This window comes from Lentzea sokolovensis (genome assembly GCF_033949975.1).
GTDB lineage: Bacteria > Actinomycetota > Actinomycetes > Mycobacteriales > Pseudonocardiaceae > Lentzea > Lentzea sokolovensis.
The window spans coordinates 276,194-296,280 of record NZ_JAXAVU010000017.1; the positions used below are offsets into that span (position 1 = coordinate 276,194).

The window sequence follows — 20,087 nt, forward strand, 5'->3', positions numbered from 1 at the left end:
CGCTTCCCCGTCATCCGCCCACCCCCGTGTCGATCAACGTCCCGCACGAGTACCCGGACGCCGGCGCGAGTCGCGACCACGCCCCGCCCTTCAGCCGCACCAGCGTCATGCAGGCCGAAGTCCGTTTGCCACCGACGTCCTGCGGCGCGACCATCCCCTCGGCCGTGAAGTCGTGCACCCCGCGCACCGCCTCCAGCATCGCCTTGCGGGTCAACTGAGGCCCGACCTTCGCGGCGGTGGTGACGAACAACCGCGCCGCCGACCAGGCGAACATCCCGAAGTACGAGGGCGCCGCTCCGGGAGCCACCCGGCCGAGCCACTGCTTGTACAGCGCCACCTGGGCGTTCGACTCCTCGAAGAGCGCGCCGTTCGTGTAGACCACGGTGCCGTCGACCGCCGCCCCACCCTGCTTGATGTACTGCGGGTCGTAGGCGGACGGGTCGGTGATGAACGCCTCCGGCGTGTACCCCTGCTGCCGCATGGCCTGCTGCAACCGCACCGCGTACTGCGCGGACCCGATCCAGTAGACGATCTTGGTGCCGGTCTCCTTCAGCTTCGCCACGTACGGCGCGTAGTTGACGTCGGTGATGTCGATGGCCTGCGAGTAGACGAACTTGATCCCGCGCGCCTCCGCCGCCTTCTGCATGCTCTTGGCGTTCTGCGCGCTCGCGTCGGCGTTGAGGTAGAGGTACGCGGCCGCGTTGATGCCGCCGGGGAAGCTCGACTTGACCAGGTCCGGCCCGGCCGACGACACGAGGTTCACGACGTTCGAGGCGACACCGAAGCTCACGGGCGTGCGCTGACGTTGCGCGGTGACCGTCGAGGCACGCAGGTCCGGGATGCCGCACCCGGCCGCCGCCGGTCCGCCGCCCTGGTCGAACGCCGACATCGAGCCGACCAGCGCGAAGGCCTGTTCACAGGCCTGGGAGGTGGCCTGCTGGTCGCCGCCGCTGTCGGTGCGCGAGTCGAACGAGACGAGCTTGAGCTTGCGTCCGCACACCGAGCCCTGGGTGGCGTTGAAGTACTCGACGAACGCCTTGGTCGCCTGCTGCGCCGACTGGAAGATGCCGGGCACCGGGCCGCTGATGTCGGAGATGTTGGCGATCGTGATCTCGCCGGCCGTGACGCCCTTGTCCGTGGCGCCGCCGGTGCCCTGGCAACCGCCCGCGATGCTGCCCGGCGGGTTCGGCTGCTTGTTCGGCTCCTGCGGGTTCGCGGCGCCCGGTTGTTCCGCGGTGCCCTCGGACACGGCGCCGTCCTCACCGGTCACCGCGCCGTCCTGAGTGCCCGCCGTTCCTCCTTGAGGCACGACGAGTGCGGCCCGTTGCTCGTCGGTGAGCCTGCTTCCGCATCCGGCGAGCAACGCGCAGATCGTGAGTGCGATCAGTGCGGTCCTGCGACGCATGCGCACTGACGTTAGGGATCTGCATCCATCCAGACCCAAGCAACTTCTAGAACGCGTTCTATCTGCAAAGAATCGCGGGGAAAGCCGTCACCAAAGCGCGGTCGCCTCGTTAGAAGCGACCGCGCCAAGGAACACGTTCTACTTAAGACGGCGGCAGCAGCTCCGGACGGCGCGCCCGGATCACGTCCCCGGAGGACTCCCCGCGCACCCGTCGCATCACCCACGGCACGACGTGCTCACGAGCCCACTGCCAGTCCTCGGCCCGCCGCACGCGACGGTCGACCAGTGGAGCCACGCCGAGCAGGGCCCGCTCCAGCGCGTGCTCGACCCCCAGGCCCTCCAGAACGGAGATCGCGACCTCGGTGTGCCCGAGCGAGTTGAGGTGCAGCCGGTCCGCGGACCACATGCGGCGGTCGCGCAGCTGCCGCATGTTCCACATGTCACCCAGCACGCAGTCGTGTTCGGCGGCGATCGCGCGCACGTGCTCGTTGTAGATGGCCACGCGACCACGCATCTTGCGGAACACCGGGTCGTCCCCGCCGTCGACGCCCGTGAACAGGATTACGCGTGCGCCCGCGTTGACCAACCGCGCGACGGCCGCGCGATAGCGGCGCATCAACGCGTCGATGTCCACCTTCGGACGCATGAGGTCGTTTCCACCCGCGTAGAGCGAGACGAGGTCCGGCTTCATCGCGAGAGCGCGTTCGAGCTGCTCGCCCAGCACCTGCGGCAGCAGCCGGCCGCGCACGGCCAGGTTGGCGTAGGCGAACTCGGGGTCCGCCGCGCCCAGCACGTCGGCGACGCGGTCCGCCCAGCCCCGCACACCGTTCGGTCGACTGGCGTCGTCATCGCCCACACCCTCGGTGAACGAGTCCCCCAACGCCACAAAACGCTTGCTCATGCTCACGACCCTATGCGGGGCATTGAGCGCAGACCTGGCCGGGGTTGCGGCCTCGGCGATAACGTTTCGATAACGGAGACGTCTCGAACTGAGGCGCTCTCCCATTCCTGGCCGTATCCCCGGTCGTGCGACTCTCCATGGATCTGGCTAAGCCGACGCGACTGATGGTCGCGCTGGCCGGCTGTGCGCTGGCGGTGCTCCTGAACACGGGGAGCGCGATCGGTCAGCCCAGCACGACGCCGTCCACCCCCATCTCCACCCCGCCGCCCGGCAGCGGCGGGACGGGCGACGAGGTCGTCCAGACGCAGTGGGGGCCGCTCGGACCGGCTGACCGGGACTTCATGAACCGGGTCAAGCAGGCCGGGCTGTGGGAGAAGCCCGCAGGCGAGAAGGGCAAGGCCAAGCGCGCCGACCAGCCCAAGATCCAAGAGGCCTGCAAGCACCTCATCGAGGGGCACACGCTCTTGGACAACGTGGTGAACCGGGCGGGCGTTCTGCTCGGCCACACGTTGCCCACGGAGGCCTCGGACGAGCAGAAGGGCTGGCTCGCCGAAATGGACGCGGCGAACGGCGACGAGTTCGACGCCGTGTTCGCCAACCGGCTCCGCGCGGCGCACGGCAAGGTCTACGCCTATGCCGCGCAGATCCGGGCGGGCACCAAGAACGAGCTCATCCGCATCCTTTCCACGCAAGCGATGATCACCGTCTTCGATCACATGAAGGTGCTCGAGGAGACCGGTCGCGTCGACTTCGCCGGACTGGAATCACCGCAACCACTCGCGCCTCCACCGCCCGCGGACAACAGCGGGGCACCGGACGCGACAGGTGACCAGCCCGCCGACCAGTCAGCGAACCCGACCGACGGCGTGATCCCGACCGTGCCGGAGGGCACCAGGTTCACCCGCACCGCCGAGCAAGGCGTGTTCGGGGACAACAACGGCGTCTTCTTCGCCGCCATCGGGGTGCTCGCGCTCGCGCTGGTGGGGATGCGAATGATATCCCGATCGAAGAAATCACGGCGGAAATCTCGCTCGTTTTAAAAACAGCACACCCAGGTTCAATCCCGAAGATAGCGGCCCCATACCGCCGTCAGCTTCACCATGCCGTTTTATCGGACTACCACGAGGTGGCAAATGGCTATTCACCGGAGGAAATCCACGATCTGGCTCACCGCCGCCGCGGCGGCGATGGCCGTGGTCGCGGGCGGTGCCGCGGTGGTGGCCATCAGTTCTTCTGATGGCGCCGCGCTCGCCGACGGTCCGGACAAGAGCTTGTTCGTCGACATCACCAAGGTGAAGCCGAACGTCAAGAAACCAAAGCCGGAGAACGACGCCACCACAGGCACGTTCACCGTCAACTGCGGCCGGAACGAGAACGGGCACTTCAACCCGGACAACTTCATCGCGCAGCCTGGTGTCCGCAACGGTGCCCAGCACCTGCACGACTACGTCGGCAACCTCTCCACGAACGCGGACTCCAACAACCAGTCGCTGCAGGCGGCAGGCACGACCTGCAAGAACGGTGACAAGTCCGCGTACTTCTGGCCCGTCGTGCGCATCGTCGACGAGGAAGCGGAAGAGGCCGCACCGCCGGAGGAGCAGGCTCCGCCGAAGAAGGACGACAAGGCTCAGCAGGACAAGGACAAGGCCGCCAAGGCCGCGCCCGCGCTCGAGTGCCCCGACGTCGCGTCGCTGCTGCCCGAGGACGTGCCGGACGCCGCCCAGGCGGAGATCGACAAGGAACTCGAGAACATCGAGAAGGTGACCGAGGAAGCCGAGAAGAAGGTCGCTTCGGTCAAGGCCCAGGACCGCGACAACATCATCGTCGGCCCGACGCGCGAGAAGCGCGCCGCCATCCTGAACCGCATGATGCTGGCGTTCAGCCGCCAGGGCAAGCAGGCTCCCGACCTGAACCCGGCCGCCGCCTGTGCGGTCAAGGACAAGGCCGCGGGTGAGGAAGGCCTCGACAACGGCGGCGAGAACGCCGACGCCGCCCAGGCCGAGGGCACCGAGGCCAAGAAGAACCAGAACAACCCGGAGGAGAACGCCGAGAACGAGCTCGAGGGCAACGAGGGCGAGATCCAGCGCCCCGCCGTCGTCGACCTGCAGTTCCGCGGCAGCCCGACCGGCAAGGTCGTCGCGATGCCGAAGTTCCTCCGCGTTCTCTACGGTGACGCGAAGGCCGGCCAGAACGGCCCGAAGAACGCCAAGGCGTCGTGGACCTGCTCCGGCTTCGAGGACAAGGTCCTGATGGACAAGTACCCGATCTGCCCGCAGGGCGCGAAGGTCAAGCGCGTCCACGACTTCCCGAGCTGCTGGGACGGCAAGAACATCGACTCGGCCAACCACCGGGACCACATCGTGTTCCCCGACCAGAACGGCAAGTGCAAGCAGGGCTTCAAGGCTGTTCCGCAGCTGCGGATCTCCCTGACCTACAACATCCCGCTGGACGTCCAGAAGGAAGGTCGCTACCTGGTCGACTCCTTCCCGGAGGAGGAGCACAACCCGCTCACCGACCACGACGACTTCGCCAACGTGATGTCGCAGAAGATCATGAACCGCCTCGTCAACTGCGTCAACACCGGCAAGAAGTGCCGCGAGTGACGCTCTGACCCTGCTGGACCCGAAGAGCCCCGGTGCCCCTCCCGCGCACCGGGGCTCTTCGCTGTCCGGCCGCGGTGAACGGTTTCAGTCCGAGTTGCACCACACCAGCAGGCCGGGCCCGTCCGGTGTGATCACCGGGATCCACGCCTCGTCGGCCTCCCGGATCCGGCTCTCGTCCAACCGCAGAACGGTCAGCTCCGTGGTTCCACGTGCCCGCACCGCGGAAGCAACCACTCGTCGCCGGCACCGCCGTCGGGATCGAGGAAGACGAAGCGTCGGGTGCTCATGGACAGCAGCTTCGCGGGCCGCGACAACGGGTTCAAACACATTTCCAACCCCGGCCGCATTGTTCAGTCATGTGAACCGGTTCATCGACGTGAATCTTGTTCCGGAATGATTGACCGCAAAGGTATAGACCACTAACACTGGCCGCATGGTCACCCGCTCCTGCACGGTGCTGATCGCACTGCTGGCATCCCTTCTGGTCCCGGTCACCGGCCCGAGCGCTTCGGCGGCGCCGGCGACGTTCGTCCACCCGGGAGTCGTGGTCTCCCGGCCACAGCTCGACTTCATGCGCACCAAGGTCCAGGCCGGCGCACAGCCGTGGAAGACGGCCTACGACCGCATGATGGCGACGAAGTACGCCGACCTGAACCGCACGCCGAAGCCTCGCGCCGTCGTGGAATGCGGTCCCGTCAGCAATCCCAACAACGGCTGCACCGACGAACGCGAGGACGCGCTCGCCGCCTACACGCTCTCCCTGGCCTGGTACGTCACCCGTGACGCCAGGTACGCGACCAAGGCGATCCAGATCATGGACGCGTGGTCGGCCACGATCCGGGACCACACCAACTCCAACGCCCCGCTGCAGACCGCGTGGTCGGCCAGCAGCTGGCCCAAGGCCGCCGAGATCATCAAGCACGTCTACGGAACCTGGCCCAACAGCGCGAGGTTCGGCACGATGCTGCGCAACGTCTACCTGCCCGAGATCCAGAACGGCCGCGCGAACACCAACGGCAACTGGGAACTCAGCATGATGGAGGCGTCGATCGGCATCGCCGTGTACCTGGAGGACAAGGCCGCCTACGACAAGGCGATCGGCATCTTCCGGACGCGCATCCAGGCGTTCATCTACCTGACCACCGACGGCGCGCTGCCGAGGACGCCGCCGGGCAGTGGCATCGACACCAGGGCCGAGATCATCTCCTACTGGCACAACCAGTCCACGTTCGTCGACGGCCTCACCCAGGAGACCTGCCGCGACTTCGCGCACACGGCGTACGGGCTGAGCGCGGCCTCGCACCTCGCCGAGACCGCGTGGATCCAGGGCCAGGACATCTGGGGCGAGATCAAGGACCGCATGCGCCACGCGTGGGGCCTGCACAGCAAGTACCAGAACGGCGAGCCGATGCCGTCCTGGCTGTGCGGCGGCACGCTCAGTCGTGAGCTCGGGCCGACGCCGGAGGTCAGCTACAACGCGCTGAACACCCGGTTGGGCATCGCGATGGCGAACACCAAGATCTACACGGAGTCGAAGCGTCCACACGGGACCGACAACCTGTTCATCGCCTGGGAGACGCTGACTCACGCAGCCAACCCCAGCTGACACGTACTAGCGTGCGCTCATGACCGAGACACCGGACGTGAAGCCACGCAGCCGCGACGTGACCGACGGCCTGGAGCGCACCGCCGCGCGCGGCATGCTCCGGGCCGTCGGCATGGGTGACGAGGACTGGGAGAAGCCGCAGATCGGCGTAGCCTCGTCGTGGAACGAGATCACGCCGTGCAACCTGTCGCTCGACCGGCTCGCGAAGGCGTCGAAGGACGGCGTGCACGCCGCGGGCGGGTATCCGCTGGAGTTCGGCACGATCTCGGTGTCGGACGGCATCTCGATGGGCCACGAGGGCATGCACTTCTCGCTGGTCTCGCGCGAGGTGATCGCCGACAGCGTCGAGACCGTGATGATGGCCGAGCGGCTGGACGGGTCGGTGCTGCTCGCGGGCTGCGACAAGTCGTTGCCCGGCATGCTGATGGCGGCGGCGCGGCTCGATCTGGCCAGCGTGTTCCTCTACGCCGGGTCGATCCTGCCCGGCCGGGTCACGCTGACCGACGGCACCGAAAAAGAAGTCACGATCATCGACGCGTTCGAGGCCGTCGGGGCCTGCGCGCGCGGGCTGATGAGCCGTGAGGACGTCGACCTGATCGAACGCGCGATCTGCCCCGGCGAGGGCGCGTGCGGTGGCATGTACACGGCGAACACCATGGCCAGCGCGGCCGAGGCCCTCGGCATGTCGTTGCCGGGCAGTGCCGCTCCCCCGGCGACCGACCGCCGCAGGGACGGGTTCGCTCGCCGCTCCGGTCAGGCCGTGGTCGAGATGCTGCGCAAGGGCATCACGGCGCGGCAGATCATGACGCGCGAGGCGTTCGAGAACGCCATCGCCGTCGTGATGGCGTTCGGCGGCTCCACCAACGCGGTGCTGCACCTGCTCGCGATCGCGCACGAGGCCGGCGTCGAGCTGGACCTGGACGACTTCAGCCGCATCGGCTCGCGCGTGCCGCACCTGGCCGACGTGAAGCCGTTCGGACGCCACGTGATGACGGACGTCGACCGCATCGGCGGCGTGCCCGTGGTGATGAAGGCGCTGCTGGACGCCGGTCTGCTGCACGGCGACTGCCTCACCGTCACCGGCCGCACGGTCGCCGAGAACCTCGCCGACATCGACCCGCCCGACCCCGACGGCCTCGTGCTGCGCGCGCTCGACAAGCCCATCCACCACACCGGCGGCATCACGATCCTCAAAGGCTCGCTCGCCCCGGAGGGCGCTGTGGTCAAGTCGGCGGGCTTCGACTCGGACGTCTTCACGGGCACCGCGCGGGTGTTCGATCGCGAGCGCGCCGCGATGGACGCGCTGGAGGACGGCACCATCACCTCCGGCGACGTCGTGGTCATCCGCTACGAGGGCCCCAAGGGCGGGCCGGGCATGCGCGAGATGCTCGCGATCACCGCGGCGATCAAGGGCGCGGGCCTCGGCAAGGACGTCCTGCTGCTCACCGACGGCCGGTTCTCCGGTGGCACGACAGGACTCTGCGTCGGGCACGTGGCACCGGAGGCGGTCGACGGCGGGCCCATCGCGTTCGTGCGCGACGGCGACCAGATCACGCTGAACGTCGCGAAGGGCACGCTCGACGTCGACGCCGACCTGGACAGCCGTCGCGAGGGCTGGGCGCCGCTGCCTCCGCGCTACGAACGCGGCGTGCTCGCCAAGTACGCCAAGCTGGTCGGCTCGGCCTCACGCGGAGCCGTCTGCGACTAGAAGCTCAGCTCGGCCGCCGAGCGGACCAGTGACTCCACTGGCGAGCCCGGCGGCCAGGCGAGCACCGTCGTGACGTCCGGCGCGTCCACGACGGGCACCGCGACGTGTTCCGGCCACTGCCAGGCGCGGCTGGAGGCGGGGATGACGAGCAGGGTCCTGCCGAGCGCCACCAATTGGGCGAGTTGCGACTGGGTGCGCACCTCGGGACCTGGGCCGTCCGGGTAGGTCCCGTCGAGCCGGGGCCAGCGGGCGATCGGCAGGTCCGGCACGTGGCTGACCTCCGCCATCGTGAGGCTCTCGCTGGCCGCGAGCGGATGCGTCGCCGGGACGATCGCCACCTGGCTCTCGGTGTGGAGGTCGGCGGTGTCGAACCCCGCGAGGTCGTCGAACGGGCGGTGCATCAACGCGATGTCGGCCTGCCCGTCGCGGAGCCGGTGCGCCTGCTCCCCCACCTCGCACAGCAGGACCTCGACCGGGTCGGTCAGGACGTCGAGCAGCGCCCGCAACAGCTCGTGGGACGCCCCGGCCTTCGTCACGAGCACCAGCGGGCGTTCCGGGTCACCGGCGCGACGGGTCCGGCGGACTGCGGCCGCGACCGCGTCGAGCGCCGTTCTGGCCTCCCGCAACAACACCCGGCCCGCGTCGGTGAGCTCCGCGCCGCGCCGGTCGCGGTCGAGGAGCCGGACGCCGAGTCGTCGTTCCAGCTGGGTGATCGCCCGCGACAGAGGCGGCTGGGCGATCCCGAGCCGTGTGGCGGCACGTCCGAAGTGGAGTTCCTCCGCGACGGCCACGAAATACCTGAGCTCGCGGGTCTCCAGATCGTCCACGGACCAAGCCTAATACCCGTGAGGTATCAGAGCTTACTGAATCGATCTTGGACAGCACGCCCACAGCGAGCCGAACATGAAGACGTGAACAAGAAGACCGCGCTGGTCACCGGCGCGAACAAGGGAATCGGCTTCGCCATCGCCCACGGGCTCGGGGCGCTCGGCTTCAGAGTCGCGGTGGGCGCACGGGACGACGTTCGCCGCAAGGAGGCCGTCGAGCGCTTGCGCGCCAACGGAATCGACGCGTTCGGGGTCGCGCTGGACGTCACCTCCGACGACAGCGTCGCGGAGGCCGCGGCGACGATCGAGCGGCTCGACGTGCTCGTCAACAACGCCGGCATCGGCGGGCGCACCGACGCGGGAGCGCAGGATCCGACGACGCTCGACCTCGACGTCGTCCACACCGTCCTCGACACCAACGTGTTCGGGGTCGTCCGGGTCACGAACGCGATGCTCCCTCTGCTGCGCCAGGCCGCCTCGCCGCGGATCGTCAACGTGTCGAGCAACATGGGGTCGCTGGCGTTGCGGACCGGCCCGATCATGGCGGCGTACGCACCGTCGAAGTCGATGCTCAACAGCATCACCGTCCAGTACGCGCGGGCGTTCGACGGCACGAACGTCATCGTGAACGCCTGCTGCCCCGGCTACGTCGCGACCGACTTCACCGGCTTCGCCTCACCGCGCACACCCGAGCAGGGCGCCGCGATCGCGCTCCGGCTCGCCACCCTGCCCGACGACGGGCCGCGCGGTGGTTTCTACGACGACGAGGGCGTCATCGCGTGGTGAGGGGTCGCCCAGTCGACTGAATTCGCCACGCGGGCACGGTAGCCCGGTCGGTGGGCCCCCGCGATTGAGCTCACAGCGGCGGGTACTTCGCGTTCACAGGCAACAGCCAAACGCGGAGGGACGACACGATGATCGATCAGACGCACGTTGAGGCTCTGTACGACTGCGACGTGATCGACAACCGGGGTGAGAAGATCGGTTCGGTCAAGCGGGTGTGGCTCGAGGACGGCACCGGCAAGCCGATGTGGGCCGAGGTCCACACCGGACTGTTCGGCATGAAGGAGAGCTTCGTCCCGATCCAGCAGGGACAGGTGGCGGGCGGCGCGATCACCGTCCCCGTCACCAAGGAGCAGGTGAAGGAGTCGCCGAGCATGCACACCTCCGGCGACCACATGTCGGACCAGGAGCAGGAGGCGCTCTACCGGCACTACGGGATGATCCCGCAGGCCAAGACCGGTGAGCACGACCGGCTCGACGGCAAGGCCGCCAAGGGCGGCAACGGCAGGCAGGCCGCTGGGCAGCGCGGCGCCGGACGTGGCACGGGCGACGCGGCCGAGGTCACGCTCTCGGAGGAGAAGCTCGACGTCGGCACCCGCAGCGTCGAGACGGGCCGGGTGCGGCTGGTCAAGCACACGGTCACCGAGCAGCGCAACATCACCGTGCCGGTCACGCACGAGGAGGTCCGGGTCGTCCGCGAGCCCGCGGAAGGCAGCACCGGCAAGGCGTTCGCCGACGAACAGGCGGAGATCACCTTGCACCGCGAGGAACCGGTGGTGCAGAAGCGCACCGAGGCCGTGGAACGAGTGCGGCTGGAGAAGGACGCGGTCACCGAGCAGAAGGACATCAAGGGCGAGGTCCGCAAGGAACGCGTCGAGGTCGAGCGCGACGACGAACCGCGCGGCCGCCGCTGACCGAACGTCGTGCGAACCGCCCACCACTTCCGCCGGTGGGCGGTTCGCGGCAATTCCAGGCGACACCGAAACATTCACCCGAAGCGGTTGATCACCGCAAGAACACCGGCCGCCCTGCCGATCCCGAAGTCGATCACCAGTTCGTTGACATCAGAGGGAAAAATGACGCAGGCACTGCTGGATCGCAAGTGGGACAACTTCTTCAACCACTTCGACGCCAACGGCAACGGGTACGTCGAGCACGAGGACTTCGTTCAGCGCGGCGAGGAGATCGTCACGGCGTGCGGCTACGACCCCGCTTCCGAGCGCGCGAAGTCGGTGGCCGACGGGTTCCAGCAGGTGTGGAACTCGCTCGTCGGATCGCTCGACACCGACGGTGACGGCCGCGTCTCCCGCAGCGAGTTCGTCGCGGGCATGGCGGTTCTCGCCGAGGGCGACGGCTACGACACGGTCTTCCAGCCGGCCATCGACGCGTTGCTCGTCATCGGCGACGAGGACGGCGACGGCAGGCTGAGCATGAACGACTGGCTGCGGCTGCAGGGCGGCTACGGCACTCCCCTGCCCGCCGCCGAGGAGTCGTTCCGCCTGCTCGACACCGACGCCAGCGGCTACCTGACGCGCGCCGAGATCTCGGTCGCCACCAGGGAGTACTTCACCAGCACCGACCCGCAGGCCGCGGGCAACCACCTCTACGGCCCACTGGTCTGATTCAGTACAGGCTGTCGAGAACGTCGGAGTAGCGCTTCTCGATCTCCCGGCGGCGCGGCTTCAGCGACGCGGTCAGCAACCCGTCCTCGACGCTGAAGTCGTGCTCCAGCACGGCGAACCGCTTGATCGTCTCATGTCGTGCGAGCTGCGCGTTGACGGACTTGATCGCGTTGTCCACTTCGGACTCGGCGTCCGTGAGCCCCGCCGCGGTGTCCGGGTCGAGCGTCACGAGCGCCACGCAGTACTTGCGCCGGTCGCCGTGCACGATCACGTTGCTGATGTACGGCGACGCCGCGTTGATCATGCTCTCGATCCGGGTCGGCGCCACGTACTTGCCGCCCGAGGTCTTGATCAGTTCCTTCTTGCGGTCGGTGATCTTCAACCGGCCCGCGTCGTCGAGCTCACCGATGTCGCCGGTGTGCAGCCAGCCGTCGACCAGCGACTCGGCGGTGGCGTCCGGCCGGTTGTGGTAGCCGCGCATGACACCGGGGCCGCGCAGCAGCACCTCGCCGTCTTCGGCGATCTTGACCTCCATGCCGGGGATCGGCGGCCCGACCGTGCCGATCGCGATCATGCCCGGCCGGTTGAAGAACGTCGCCGCGGACGACTCGGTGAGCCCGTAGCCCTCCAGGATCGTGATGCCGGCGCGCTCGAAGAACTCCGCGATCTCCGGTGCGAGCGGCGCGGAACCCGACACGAAGTAGCGGATCCGGCCGCCGACGCGGTCGCGCAACTTGCGGTACACCAGGCGATCCGCGAGCCAGCGCGTCGCCGGGCCGTGCTCGCGGTCGGCCCACCGGAAGATCTTCTCGGTGACGCCGCCCTTCTCCCGCGCTCCCGCGACGATCCGGCCGTGGATCTTCTCGAAGATGCGCGGCGCGGCGGCCACGATGGACGGCCGCAGCTCGCCGAGGTTGTCCACGATCCGCTCGACGCTGCCGTCGACGGCGGTCGGCACGCCCGCGGCGATCATCGCCATCGTCAGCACCTTGCCGAACGCGTGCGACAGCGGCAGCCACAGGAAGTGCAGGTCTGTCGGCTGCAGAATGCCCAGGGACGCAACGGCTTCCGCCGTCGTCAGCCAGTTCTCGTGGGTGAGCTCGACGCCCTTGGGCGTGCCGGTCGTGCCCGAGGTGTAGATCAACGTCGCGAGGTCGTCCTGCGCGAGCCCGTCGATCAACGCGTCGTAGTCACCCGAGACCTGGGGAACCGCGCCGAACCGCAGCACCTCGACGCCGTCCGGCATCGACGCGGCGTGCTCGTCGGTCTCCACGACGACGATCCGGCTGCCGGAGTCGCCGATGATGTGCGCGACCTCCGCGGCCGTGCTGTTCGGGTAGATCGTGGTGGTGGCACCCCCGGCGGCGAGCACGGCCAGGTCGGTGACGATCCACTCGATGCTCGTGGGCCCCATCAACGCGACGCGGTCGCCCTTGCGCAGGCCCTTCTCCACCAGCCCGAACGCCTCCGCGGCGACTCGTTCCTGCAGCTCGGACCACGTGAGCGACACCCAGCCGCCGTTGTCGCGGTACCGCATCGCCTCAGCGTCGGGCGTGCGGGCGACCCGATCGCGCAGCAGGCCGGGAATCGACAGCGCCATTGCTCTCCCCTTCTCTGGAGCGTCGCTCCAGAGCGGTACTCTAACCCTCATGTCCGACCGACGACAGTCTCTCCTCGACGCGGCGCTCAGGCTCGTCGAGGAAGGCGGCCTGGACGCCGTCACGATCGCGGCGCTGACCGAGCGCTCGGGCATGTCGAACGGCAGCATCTACCACCACTTCGGCAGCCGCGCGGGCGTGTTCGCGCAGCTCTACGCCGACAGCTACGCCCGGTGCGTCGCCGCGATGCTGCCCGCGCTGAAAGCGGAGAAGGCGTCCGAGGGCGTGCGCGCACTGACGCTGAGCTACCTCGATTGGGTCATGGCGAACCCGAGCCGGGCGCGTTTCCTCTACGCCGCACCGGACCACGCCGACCCGGCGGCCAAGATGACGGAGTTCGCGCCGGTCCTGGCCTGGTTCCTCGACCGGATGGCGTCCGGCGACCTGCGCACGGTCCCGCCGTGGGCGTTGGAGCCCGTGGTGATGGGACCGGCGCACGAGTCGGTGCGCAGGTTCCTGCTCGGAGTGTTCGACCTGGCCGAGGCGCGCGAGATCGTCGCGGACGCCGTGTGGGCCGTGCTGAAGCCCTAGTCCCAGGCGGCTTTCGGCGCGGGGAAGACCAGGTCGCCGTTGACGCTCTCCAACTGCACCACGGTCCCGAACACCTTCCCGCGCACGACGTTCATGCCGTTCTCGTGAACCTGCACGAACTCTTCCTCATCCCCAGTCATGCCGTCATTATCAGCTACGAACGACCTTCGTTGGCCATAGAACACCTGTTCGATTATGCTGCGGTCCATGCGCCAGGGATCACTGTTCGACCTGGACGCGGAGCCGGAACTGGCCCCGCTCGCCCCGCGCCGCACCGAACTCGGCCACGGCGCGTGGATCGACGTCCAGCCGGGCTGGCTCGCGGGCGCCGACGCGTTGTTCGACCAGCTCGTCGACGAGGTGCCGTGGCGCGCCGAACGCCGCCAGATGTACGACGCCGTGGTCGACGTGCCGCGCCTGCTCTGCTTCTACAGCGGCACCTTGCCGTTCGACGTGCTCACCACGGCCCGCGAGGCGTTGTCGACGCACTACCTGCCCGAGCTGAACGAACCGTTCACGACCGCCGGGCTCTGCTACTACCGCGACGGCCGGGACAGCGTGGCCTGGCACGGCGACACGATCGGCCGCGGCCAGACCGAGGACACGATGGTCGCGATCCTGAGCGTCGGCACCCCGCGTGCCCTGCTGCTGCGGCCGCGCGGAGGCGGCGAGACGCACAAGTACGCGCTCGGGCACGGCGATCTGCTCGTGATGGGCGGCTCGTGCCAGCGCACCTGGGAGCACGCCATCCCGAAGACCTCGAAGGTCGTCGGGCCGAGGATCAGCGTCCAGTTCCGCCCGCACGGAGTCCGCTAGCGACCAGCTCCTCGGACACCCGCCACACCCGCTGGGCCTCGTCCGTGCTGCGCAGACGGCTGTAGAGAGCCTGCTCGGCGGGTGGCCCGCTGAGGTGACCGAAGCGGCTCGGGCCGTAGAACGTGCCGGCCTCGGGTGCCGTCGCGGCGAGCAGCGCCGGGAGCTGGGCGGACTCGACGGTGCCGAGGACACCCACCGAGGACAGGACTCGGATCACGCGCACGCCCGCCATGTCGCTGGAGCGGCCGACCTCGGGCCGGGCGGCGAGCAGGTTCGTCGGAGCCACGCCGGGATGGGCGAGGTTGCTCGTGATGCCCCAGCCGCCCGCCTCGCTGCGCCGGGCGAGCTCCAGTCCGAAGAGCCCGAAGGCGATCTTCGACTGGCTGTAGGCCTTGCCGCCGTTGTACGAGCGCTCCCAGTTCAGGTCGTCCCAGTTGATGGCGTTCTGGTTGGCGGCGATGCTGATCTGCGAGGTCACCCGCGCACGGCCGGCCTTCAGCAACGGCAGCAGGTGGTCCACGAGAGCGAAGTGGCCCAGGTGGTTGGTGCCGAACTGCAGCTCGAACCCGTCCGCGGTCGTCTGCCGCTCGGGCGGGGTCATGACGCCCGCGTTGTTGACGAGGACGTGGATCGGCTTGCCCTCCTCCAGCAACACCGAGCCCAGGGCCGCGACCGAGGCCAGCGTGGAGAGGTCGAGCGAGCGCAACGACACGTCGGCGTCCGGGGTATGCCGCCGGATCGCGGCGATCGCCGCCTCGCCCTTGCGCTGGTTGCGGACGGGCATGACGACCTCGGCCCCGGCCGCCGCGAGCCGTCCGGCGATGCCGAGCCCGACCCCGTCGCTGGCGCCGGTGACGACGGCCCGCCTGCCGGTAAGGTCCGGGACCTCGACGTCGAACTTCCTGCTCATCGCGCACTCCCCTGCTCGTGGTGGTGTTGTCCTCCACAGTGGCCGGACCAGCACCACCGCATCCAGGACCTCTCACTCCGTGGCTACGGCGGCGCGCGCACGTTAGAAAACAGGGAGACGAGAGGAGCCGACGTGGCGATCGACCGAGCCGGCCTGGCGGCGTTCCTGCGGCGCCGCAGAGAGGCGTTGCAGCCCGAGGACATCGGACTCCCGCGCGGATCCCGGCGCCGGACCAGCGGGCTGCGCCGCGAGGAGGTCGCCGCCCGGTGCAACATGTCCACCGACTACTACGCGCGCCTGGAACAGGAACGCGGAACGCACCCGTCCGAGCAGATGATCGCGGCGATCGCCCAGGGCCTGCACCTGTCGCTGGACGAACGCGACCACCTGTTCCGGCTCGCCGGGCACAGCCCACCGCACCGCGGCGCGCTCAGCGAGCACGTCAGCCCCGGCCTCGCACGGATCTTCGACCGTCTCCAGGACACCCCGGCCGAGATCGTCACGGAACTCGGCGAGACGCTGCGCCAGACCCCGCTCGGCATCGCGCTCACCGGTGACGCGAGCCGGTACACCGGTCCGGCCAGGAGCCTCGGCTATCGCTGGTTCACCGACCCCGCGGCCCGCGCGTTGTACGACCCCGCCGACCACGAGTTCCTCGGCCGGATGTTCGCGTCGGGCCTGCGTGAAGCCCTGACGCGGCACGGCCCCGGCTCCCGCGCCGCGCACTACACCGACCTCCTGCTGGCCCGCAGCGAGAAGTTCAGGACCGTCTGGGACGCCCAGGAGATCGGCCTGCGCCCCAAGGAGTTCAAGCGGTACGTCCACCCGAGCGTCGGCGCGCTGGAACTGCAGTGCCAGACGTTGCTCGACCCGGACCAGAACCACTTCCTGCTGGTCTACACCGCCACGCCCGGCACCGAGAGCTACGAGAAGCTGCAGCTGCTGGCCGTCATCGGATCCGCTGCGCCAGCGGGCTGACCAGCAACAGCAGCAGACCCCAGTAGCTGATGAACGGCGACAGCACGAGGGCGATCAGCAGCACGACGGTCGGGGTGATGGCCCGCAGCACCACCGGCCGGGAAAGTCCTTGAGCCTCCACGGCCAGCTCCGGGCTGCCGTGCACGAGCAGCGTGATCGCGGTCAGCAACATGCTGCTGACGGTGATCGTGCCGATGTAGAAGAACTGGGTGAAGTGGTCGTCACCCGGCCGGCCGGCGAGCTCGGTCGGGAACGGCAGGACCACGATCGTCAGCAGCCACGCCATGTTCAGCACCACGAGCACCGAGCTGTACTGCTTCACGTTCTCGAACAGCCGGTGGTGGGTGAACCACAGGTGCGCGATGACCGCGAAGCTCAGCAGGAAGCTGAAGATCTGCGGCCAGTGGTGGGCGACCAGTTCGCTCGCGGGCTCGGAGCCCGGTTCGGAGGTGATCTCCACCAGCGGTAGCACCAGCAGCGTGATCGCGATGGCGACCACGGCGTCGGCGAACAGGACCAGGCGGTCGGGATCGCGCTTCATGGACACCCGGCCAACCTAGTCCTGACAGGACTCAGATCACGTCGACGAACACGGGGTTGGCGTAGAACCAGAGGTCCGCCCACGGGTCCGAGTTCGCGATCTCGTCGACCACCGGGTCACCGGACGACGTGAGCCGCTTGCCGTCGCTTCCCCGCAGCCGCAGGTAGAACGACCGCTCGACGTTCTTGAAGGTGTGCGTGAACCGGATCTTGCCGGTGCGCGGCACCTCGAACGTCTTCGCGACGGCGGTCTCCGGCGCCAGGAACAGGTCGCGGTCCGCGGACGGACCGGTCACCGGGCCCGAGATCAGGTCCACTTTGGCCAGCACGGGCCTGGCGCCGGAGAAGTTCGGGCCGTCGGCGCGGTCGATCTCGATGGTGATCTCGACGTCGCCGCCGCGGCGCACGAACGTCCGCCCGCCCAGCGTCACGCCGCGCAGGTCGTCGCGCGACCGCACGCGCAGCTCCAGGCCGTCGATCAGGCGGCCGTGCACGGTCAGCACCTTGCCCGACTGCAGGCCGCGCATGATGTCCACATAGGACTTCGACCGCGCGCCGACGACGTTCGCGCCGTACTGGCCCGGGAAGAAGTCGCCGTAGTTGGTCTGCTTGACGCCCGAGTCGATCGGCGCGCCCTTCGAGCCGGTCGTGGCGTAGTCCTGCTTGCCAGGGGTGAGGGTGTCGTTGAAGACCTGGTGCACGTCCGAGTTCGCGGTGATCCACCACGGCCTGCCCTCGGCGAGCAGCGAGTCCCACAGGCCGCCGACCTTGGCGGTCATCCAGTCGAAACCGCCGTGCGTGCGGTAGGACTCCGCCGGGTAGCCGGGGAACGACTCCGGCAACGGTGCGGCGGTGTCGTAGTAACCGCGGGCACGACCGGAGCCGCCCGCGGACTTCGGCGTGCCGGCGGCCTGGTGACCGGGCGCGCCCTCCATGCCGACCGCGACGCCGGGGGCCGCGTCGCGCCAGCCGCGGATCTCGTGCGGGCTGTCCACGCCGCGCCGCGACGGGTGGTTCGCGAACATCAGGGCGATCTCGGTCCGTCCGGAGAGGACCTGCGCCTCCAGGTACCGCAGCGCGGCCAGGGCGAGCGACTCGGTGTTGTTCGCGATGCGGCCGTCGTAGGACAGCTCGAACGCCTTGAGGATGTCGACGGTGTGCTTGCCGGGCGGCATGAACACGGTGGCGTGCTCCGCGCCGGGGATGTTCCACTCCAGGCCCTGGTAGACCAGCACGTCGCGCTGCGACCGGCGGACGCGCTCGATGTCCGGCGTGATCTGGTCGATCGAGAACTTCTGGTGCGCGACGCCACCGTGGTCGGTGATGACGACCCAGTCGAGGCCGAACTCGTGTGCCTTCCCGACCTGCTGCGCGATCGTGTACTGGCCGTCGTCGGAGTACTGGGTGTGGATGTGGTGGTCGCCCGAGTACCAGCGCTCACCGCCGCCCCAGGGGTTGACCGGGACGTGCGCCTCGGCCTTGCCCGTGCCGGCGGCCACGGCTCCGACGGCGCCGGCCGCGATGCCCAGGCCGGCGAGGAACCTGCGGCGTTCGACCGACGACGGACGGTCGTCCGCGGGGTCGAGCCAGCTGCCCTCCACCGGCTCTACCTCGTGGTGGTGGTGCGTGTGATCACCGTGAGAGTGATCGTGAGAGTGGGACATGCGCAGATCTCAACCGGTCAAGCTTGCGTGGCAAACGAACGGACGATGAACGCTTGTACCGGGAATTTCACTCACACGGCCTGGACAGCCAGCAACGCCAGGTCGTCGTGGTCGTCGCGGTCCAGCCACTTGAGCACGACCTGCTCGCAGTGACGCGCGATCTCCTCCGCCGGCAGTCCCTTGCATTCCTTCAGCACTGCCCGCAGACGCTGCTCGCCGAACAGTTCCGTGCGATCGGTGTGCGCACGGGCCTCGGTGAACCCGTCGCTGTAGAGCACCAGCGTGTCCCCCGGCGCCAGCGTGACCTGTTCGCCGGAGAACCGGACGTCCGACAGGATGCCGACGATCGCACCGGTCGCGCTCACCTCGTGCACGCTGCCGTCCGCCCGCAGGATCATCGGCGCGGGATGGCCGCCGGACGCGAGCGACAACCGCGCGCCGCCGTTCGCCAGCGGCACCAGTTCGCCGACGACGATCGTGGTGAAGAGCTTCGAACCGGTGGCGCGCAACGAGGTGTTCAGCAGGTGCAGCAGCCGCACCGGGTTCGTCTCGACCAGGGACAGCGCCTGCAGGGACTGCCGCACGCGTCCACTGTGGACCGCGGCTTCCAGGCCGTGGCCGCAGACGTCGCCCAGCGCGAACGTCGCCGAGCCGTCCGTGCGCGGGTGCACGTCGTAGAAGTCGCCGCCGACCATCGCGCGCTGGTGGGCCGGGATGAACACAGAGGCCATCGTCACACCGTGCACCTCGGGCAACGGCAACGGCAGCAACGCCGAGCGCAGCACCTCGATCGTCCGCTGCTGCTCGGTCAGCCTCGACGACGACTCCAGCGCCGTGGCGGCGTGCTTGCCGAACAGCCGGACGCGTTCGACGTCGTTCGGCGCGAAGTCGCCCTTGCGCGCCACGACCAGCGCACCGCCGACGCCCAGTGGCACGGCCAGCGCGCAGCCGAAGTCCTCCGGCACGCCCCAGCTGCCTTCACCCAAAGAGGTGATCCTGGTCAGCGCCGCCGTGCCGGTCAGCACCTCGGCGATCTCGGAGGCCCTGCGAGGCGTGCGCACGACCGTCGGTTCGCCGCCGCCGCACCGCCACCACTCGAGCCGATCACGGGTGGCGGGCACCACGGCGACGCAGTGCTCGCCCAGCAGCTCCGCCGCGAGCTGCACGATCGTCTTCAGGGTCAGTTCCCGCGACGTGCCGCCGGCTAGCCGCAGATGGGCGTGATCGAGCGTGGAGTCCGTGAAGTACCAGGCACTCCAGCCCTCGCCGAGGTCGTGCTGGCGGCCCGCGACGTGCACGTCGAAGTGCCCGCCGAGACCGAGCCGGGGGAACCGGTCGGCGGCCGCGGCGTTGCGCACGCGCACCACTCCTGCCGGGTCCACGACGAAGACGGCTTCGCGCAACCCGTCCACGAGCCGCTGCCAGCCTTCGAGGTCGATCCCGACGGCGCTGCTCATCGGCAGTCGCCCAGCGCAGCCGGCCGAATCATCACGGCCTCCTGCGGGTAGTTGGCGTGCATAGCGGCATCAAGTTAC

20 protein-coding genes are annotated in these 20,087 nt (G+C 69.0%); 10 read left to right on the plus strand and 10 right to left on the minus strand.

Features of this window, described 5'->3' with window-relative positions:
• Positions 1-10 precede the first annotated feature (10 nt).
• On the minus strand, positions 11-1,405 hold the full coding sequence (locus SK854_RS44250; RefSeq protein WP_319981183.1) for an ABC transporter substrate-binding protein: 1,395 nt from the start codon (positions 1,403-1,405) through the stop codon (positions 11-13).
• 142 nt (positions 1,406-1,547) lie between these two features.
• Positions 1,548-2,306, minus strand: a complete 759-nt coding sequence (locus SK854_RS44255) for an SGNH/GDSL hydrolase family protein (RefSeq protein WP_319981184.1) — start codon at positions 2,304-2,306, stop codon at positions 1,548-1,550.
• A gap of 137 nt (positions 2,307-2,443) precedes the next feature.
• Between SK854_RS44255 and SK854_RS44260 the strand changes: the two genes are divergently transcribed.
• Together SK854_RS44260 and SK854_RS44265 are read left to right on the plus strand one after the other, a co-directional pair.
• Complete coding sequence (locus SK854_RS44260; protein ID WP_319981185.1) at positions 2,444-3,346, plus strand: DUF4142 domain-containing protein; 903 nt, start codon at positions 2,444-2,446, stop codon at positions 3,344-3,346.
• Between the two features lie 93 nt (positions 3,347-3,439).
• Positions 3,440-4,909, plus strand: a complete 1,470-nt coding sequence (locus tag SK854_RS44265; protein WP_319981186.1) for a DUF1996 domain-containing protein — start codon at positions 3,440-3,442, stop codon at positions 4,907-4,909.
• A gap of 84 nt (positions 4,910-4,993) precedes the next feature.
• Here SK854_RS44265 and SK854_RS44270 read toward each other — a convergent pair whose 3' ends face one another.
• Entirely contained in the window at positions 4,994-5,236 is a 243-nt protein-coding gene (locus SK854_RS44270) for a DUF6210 family protein (RefSeq protein ID WP_319981187.1), read from the minus strand.
• Positions 5,237-5,342: 106 nt separating this feature from the next.
• On the opposite strand from SK854_RS44270, the gene SK854_RS44275 reads away from it, so the two are divergent.
• Both SK854_RS44275 and ilvD read left to right on the plus strand, forming a co-directional pair.
• Positions 5,343-6,515, plus strand: a complete 1,173-nt coding sequence (locus SK854_RS44275; RefSeq protein WP_319981188.1) for an alginate lyase family protein — start codon at positions 5,343-5,345, stop codon at positions 6,513-6,515.
• Positions 6,516-6,534: 19 nt separating this feature from the next.
• A complete protein-coding gene (gene ilvD, locus SK854_RS44280; RefSeq protein ID WP_319981189.1) occupies positions 6,535-8,223 on the plus strand; it encodes a dihydroxy-acid dehydratase in 1,689 nt (562 codons plus the stop codon).
• On the opposite strand, the gene SK854_RS44285 is transcribed toward ilvD, so the two are convergent.
• The gene (locus tag SK854_RS44285) at positions 8,220-9,050 is read right to left on the minus strand and encodes a LysR family transcriptional regulator (RefSeq protein WP_319981190.1); all 831 of its coding nucleotides are present in this window, start codon (positions 9,048-9,050) and stop codon (positions 8,220-8,222) included. The genes ilvD and SK854_RS44285 overlap by 4 nt on opposite strands.
• A gap of 84 nt (positions 9,051-9,134) precedes the next feature.
• On the opposite strand from SK854_RS44285, the gene SK854_RS44290 reads away from it, so the two are divergent.
• The 3 genes from SK854_RS44290 (at position 9,135) to SK854_RS44300 (ending at position 11,455) form a co-directional block, all read left to right on the plus strand.
• Positions 9,135-9,836, plus strand: coding sequence for an SDR family oxidoreductase (locus SK854_RS44290; protein ID WP_319981191.1), 702 nt, complete (start codon positions 9,135-9,137; stop codon positions 9,834-9,836).
• 128 nt (positions 9,837-9,964) lie between these two features.
• A complete protein-coding gene (locus SK854_RS44295; RefSeq protein WP_319981192.1) occupies positions 9,965-10,747 on the plus strand; it encodes a PRC and DUF2382 domain-containing protein in 783 nt (260 codons plus the stop codon).
• A gap of 162 nt (positions 10,748-10,909) precedes the next feature.
• Positions 10,910-11,455: an EF-hand domain-containing protein gene (locus SK854_RS44300; RefSeq protein ID WP_319981193.1), complete on the plus strand. Its 546-nt coding sequence runs from the start codon at positions 10,910-10,912 to the stop codon at positions 11,453-11,455.
• 1 nt (position 11,456) lies between these two features.
• Here the strand turns inward: SK854_RS44300 and SK854_RS44305 are convergent, their stop codons facing one another.
• Entirely contained in the window at positions 11,457-13,055 is a 1,599-nt protein-coding gene (locus SK854_RS44305; RefSeq protein WP_319981194.1) for an AMP-dependent synthetase/ligase, read from the minus strand.
• A 49-nt stretch (positions 13,056-13,104) separates the two neighbouring features.
• Here SK854_RS44305 and SK854_RS44310 point away from each other — a divergent pair, with 49 nt between their 5' ends.
• Positions 13,105-13,644 carry a TetR/AcrR family transcriptional regulator gene (locus SK854_RS44310; protein WP_319981195.1) on the plus strand — a complete coding sequence of 180 codons (540 nt, stop codon included), beginning with the start codon at positions 13,105-13,107 and terminating at the stop codon, positions 13,642-13,644.
• On the opposite strand, the gene SK854_RS44315 is transcribed toward SK854_RS44310, so the two are convergent.
• Positions 13,641-13,784 carry a hypothetical protein gene (locus SK854_RS44315; RefSeq protein WP_319981196.1) on the minus strand — a complete coding sequence of 48 codons (144 nt, stop codon included), beginning with the start codon at positions 13,782-13,784 and terminating at the stop codon, positions 13,641-13,643. The two genes, SK854_RS44310 and SK854_RS44315, sit on opposite strands and share 4 nt — an antisense overlap.
• Before the next feature lie 67 nt (positions 13,785-13,851).
• Here SK854_RS44315 and SK854_RS44320 point away from each other — a divergent pair, with 67 nt between their 5' ends.
• Positions 13,852-14,460, plus strand: a complete 609-nt coding sequence (locus tag SK854_RS44320; RefSeq protein ID WP_319981197.1) for an alpha-ketoglutarate-dependent dioxygenase AlkB — start codon at positions 13,852-13,854, stop codon at positions 14,458-14,460.
• Here SK854_RS44320 and SK854_RS44325 read toward each other — a convergent pair.
• Positions 14,426-15,370 carry an SDR family oxidoreductase gene (locus SK854_RS44325; protein ID WP_319981198.1) on the minus strand — a complete coding sequence of 315 codons (945 nt, stop codon included), beginning with the start codon at positions 15,368-15,370 and terminating at the stop codon, positions 14,426-14,428. The two genes, SK854_RS44320 and SK854_RS44325, sit on opposite strands and share 35 nt — an antisense overlap.
• A 138-nt stretch (positions 15,371-15,508) precedes the next feature.
• Between SK854_RS44325 and SK854_RS44330 the strand changes: the two genes are divergently transcribed.
• Positions 15,509-16,348 carry a helix-turn-helix transcriptional regulator gene (locus SK854_RS44330; RefSeq protein ID WP_319981437.1) on the plus strand — a complete coding sequence of 280 codons (840 nt, stop codon included), beginning with the start codon at positions 15,509-15,511 and terminating at the stop codon, positions 16,346-16,348.
• On the opposite strand, the gene SK854_RS44335 is transcribed toward SK854_RS44330, so the two are convergent.
• From SK854_RS44335 to SK854_RS44345, 3 genes are all read right to left on the minus strand, one after another.
• On the minus strand, positions 16,320-16,889 hold the full coding sequence (locus SK854_RS44335; RefSeq protein WP_319981438.1) for a TMEM175 family protein: 570 nt from the start codon (positions 16,887-16,889) through the stop codon (positions 16,320-16,322). The genes SK854_RS44330 and SK854_RS44335 overlap by 29 nt on opposite strands.
• Positions 16,890-16,920: 31 nt before the next feature.
• Positions 16,921-18,489, minus strand: coding sequence for a PHP domain-containing protein (locus tag SK854_RS44340; protein WP_319981199.1), 1,569 nt, complete (start codon positions 18,487-18,489; stop codon positions 16,921-16,923).
• Between the two features lie 134 nt (positions 18,490-18,623).
• Complete coding sequence (locus SK854_RS44345; protein ID WP_319981200.1) at positions 18,624-20,009, minus strand: PP2C family protein-serine/threonine phosphatase; 1,386 nt, start codon at positions 20,007-20,009, stop codon at positions 18,624-18,626.
• Between the last annotated feature and the right edge of the window lie 78 nt (positions 20,010-20,087).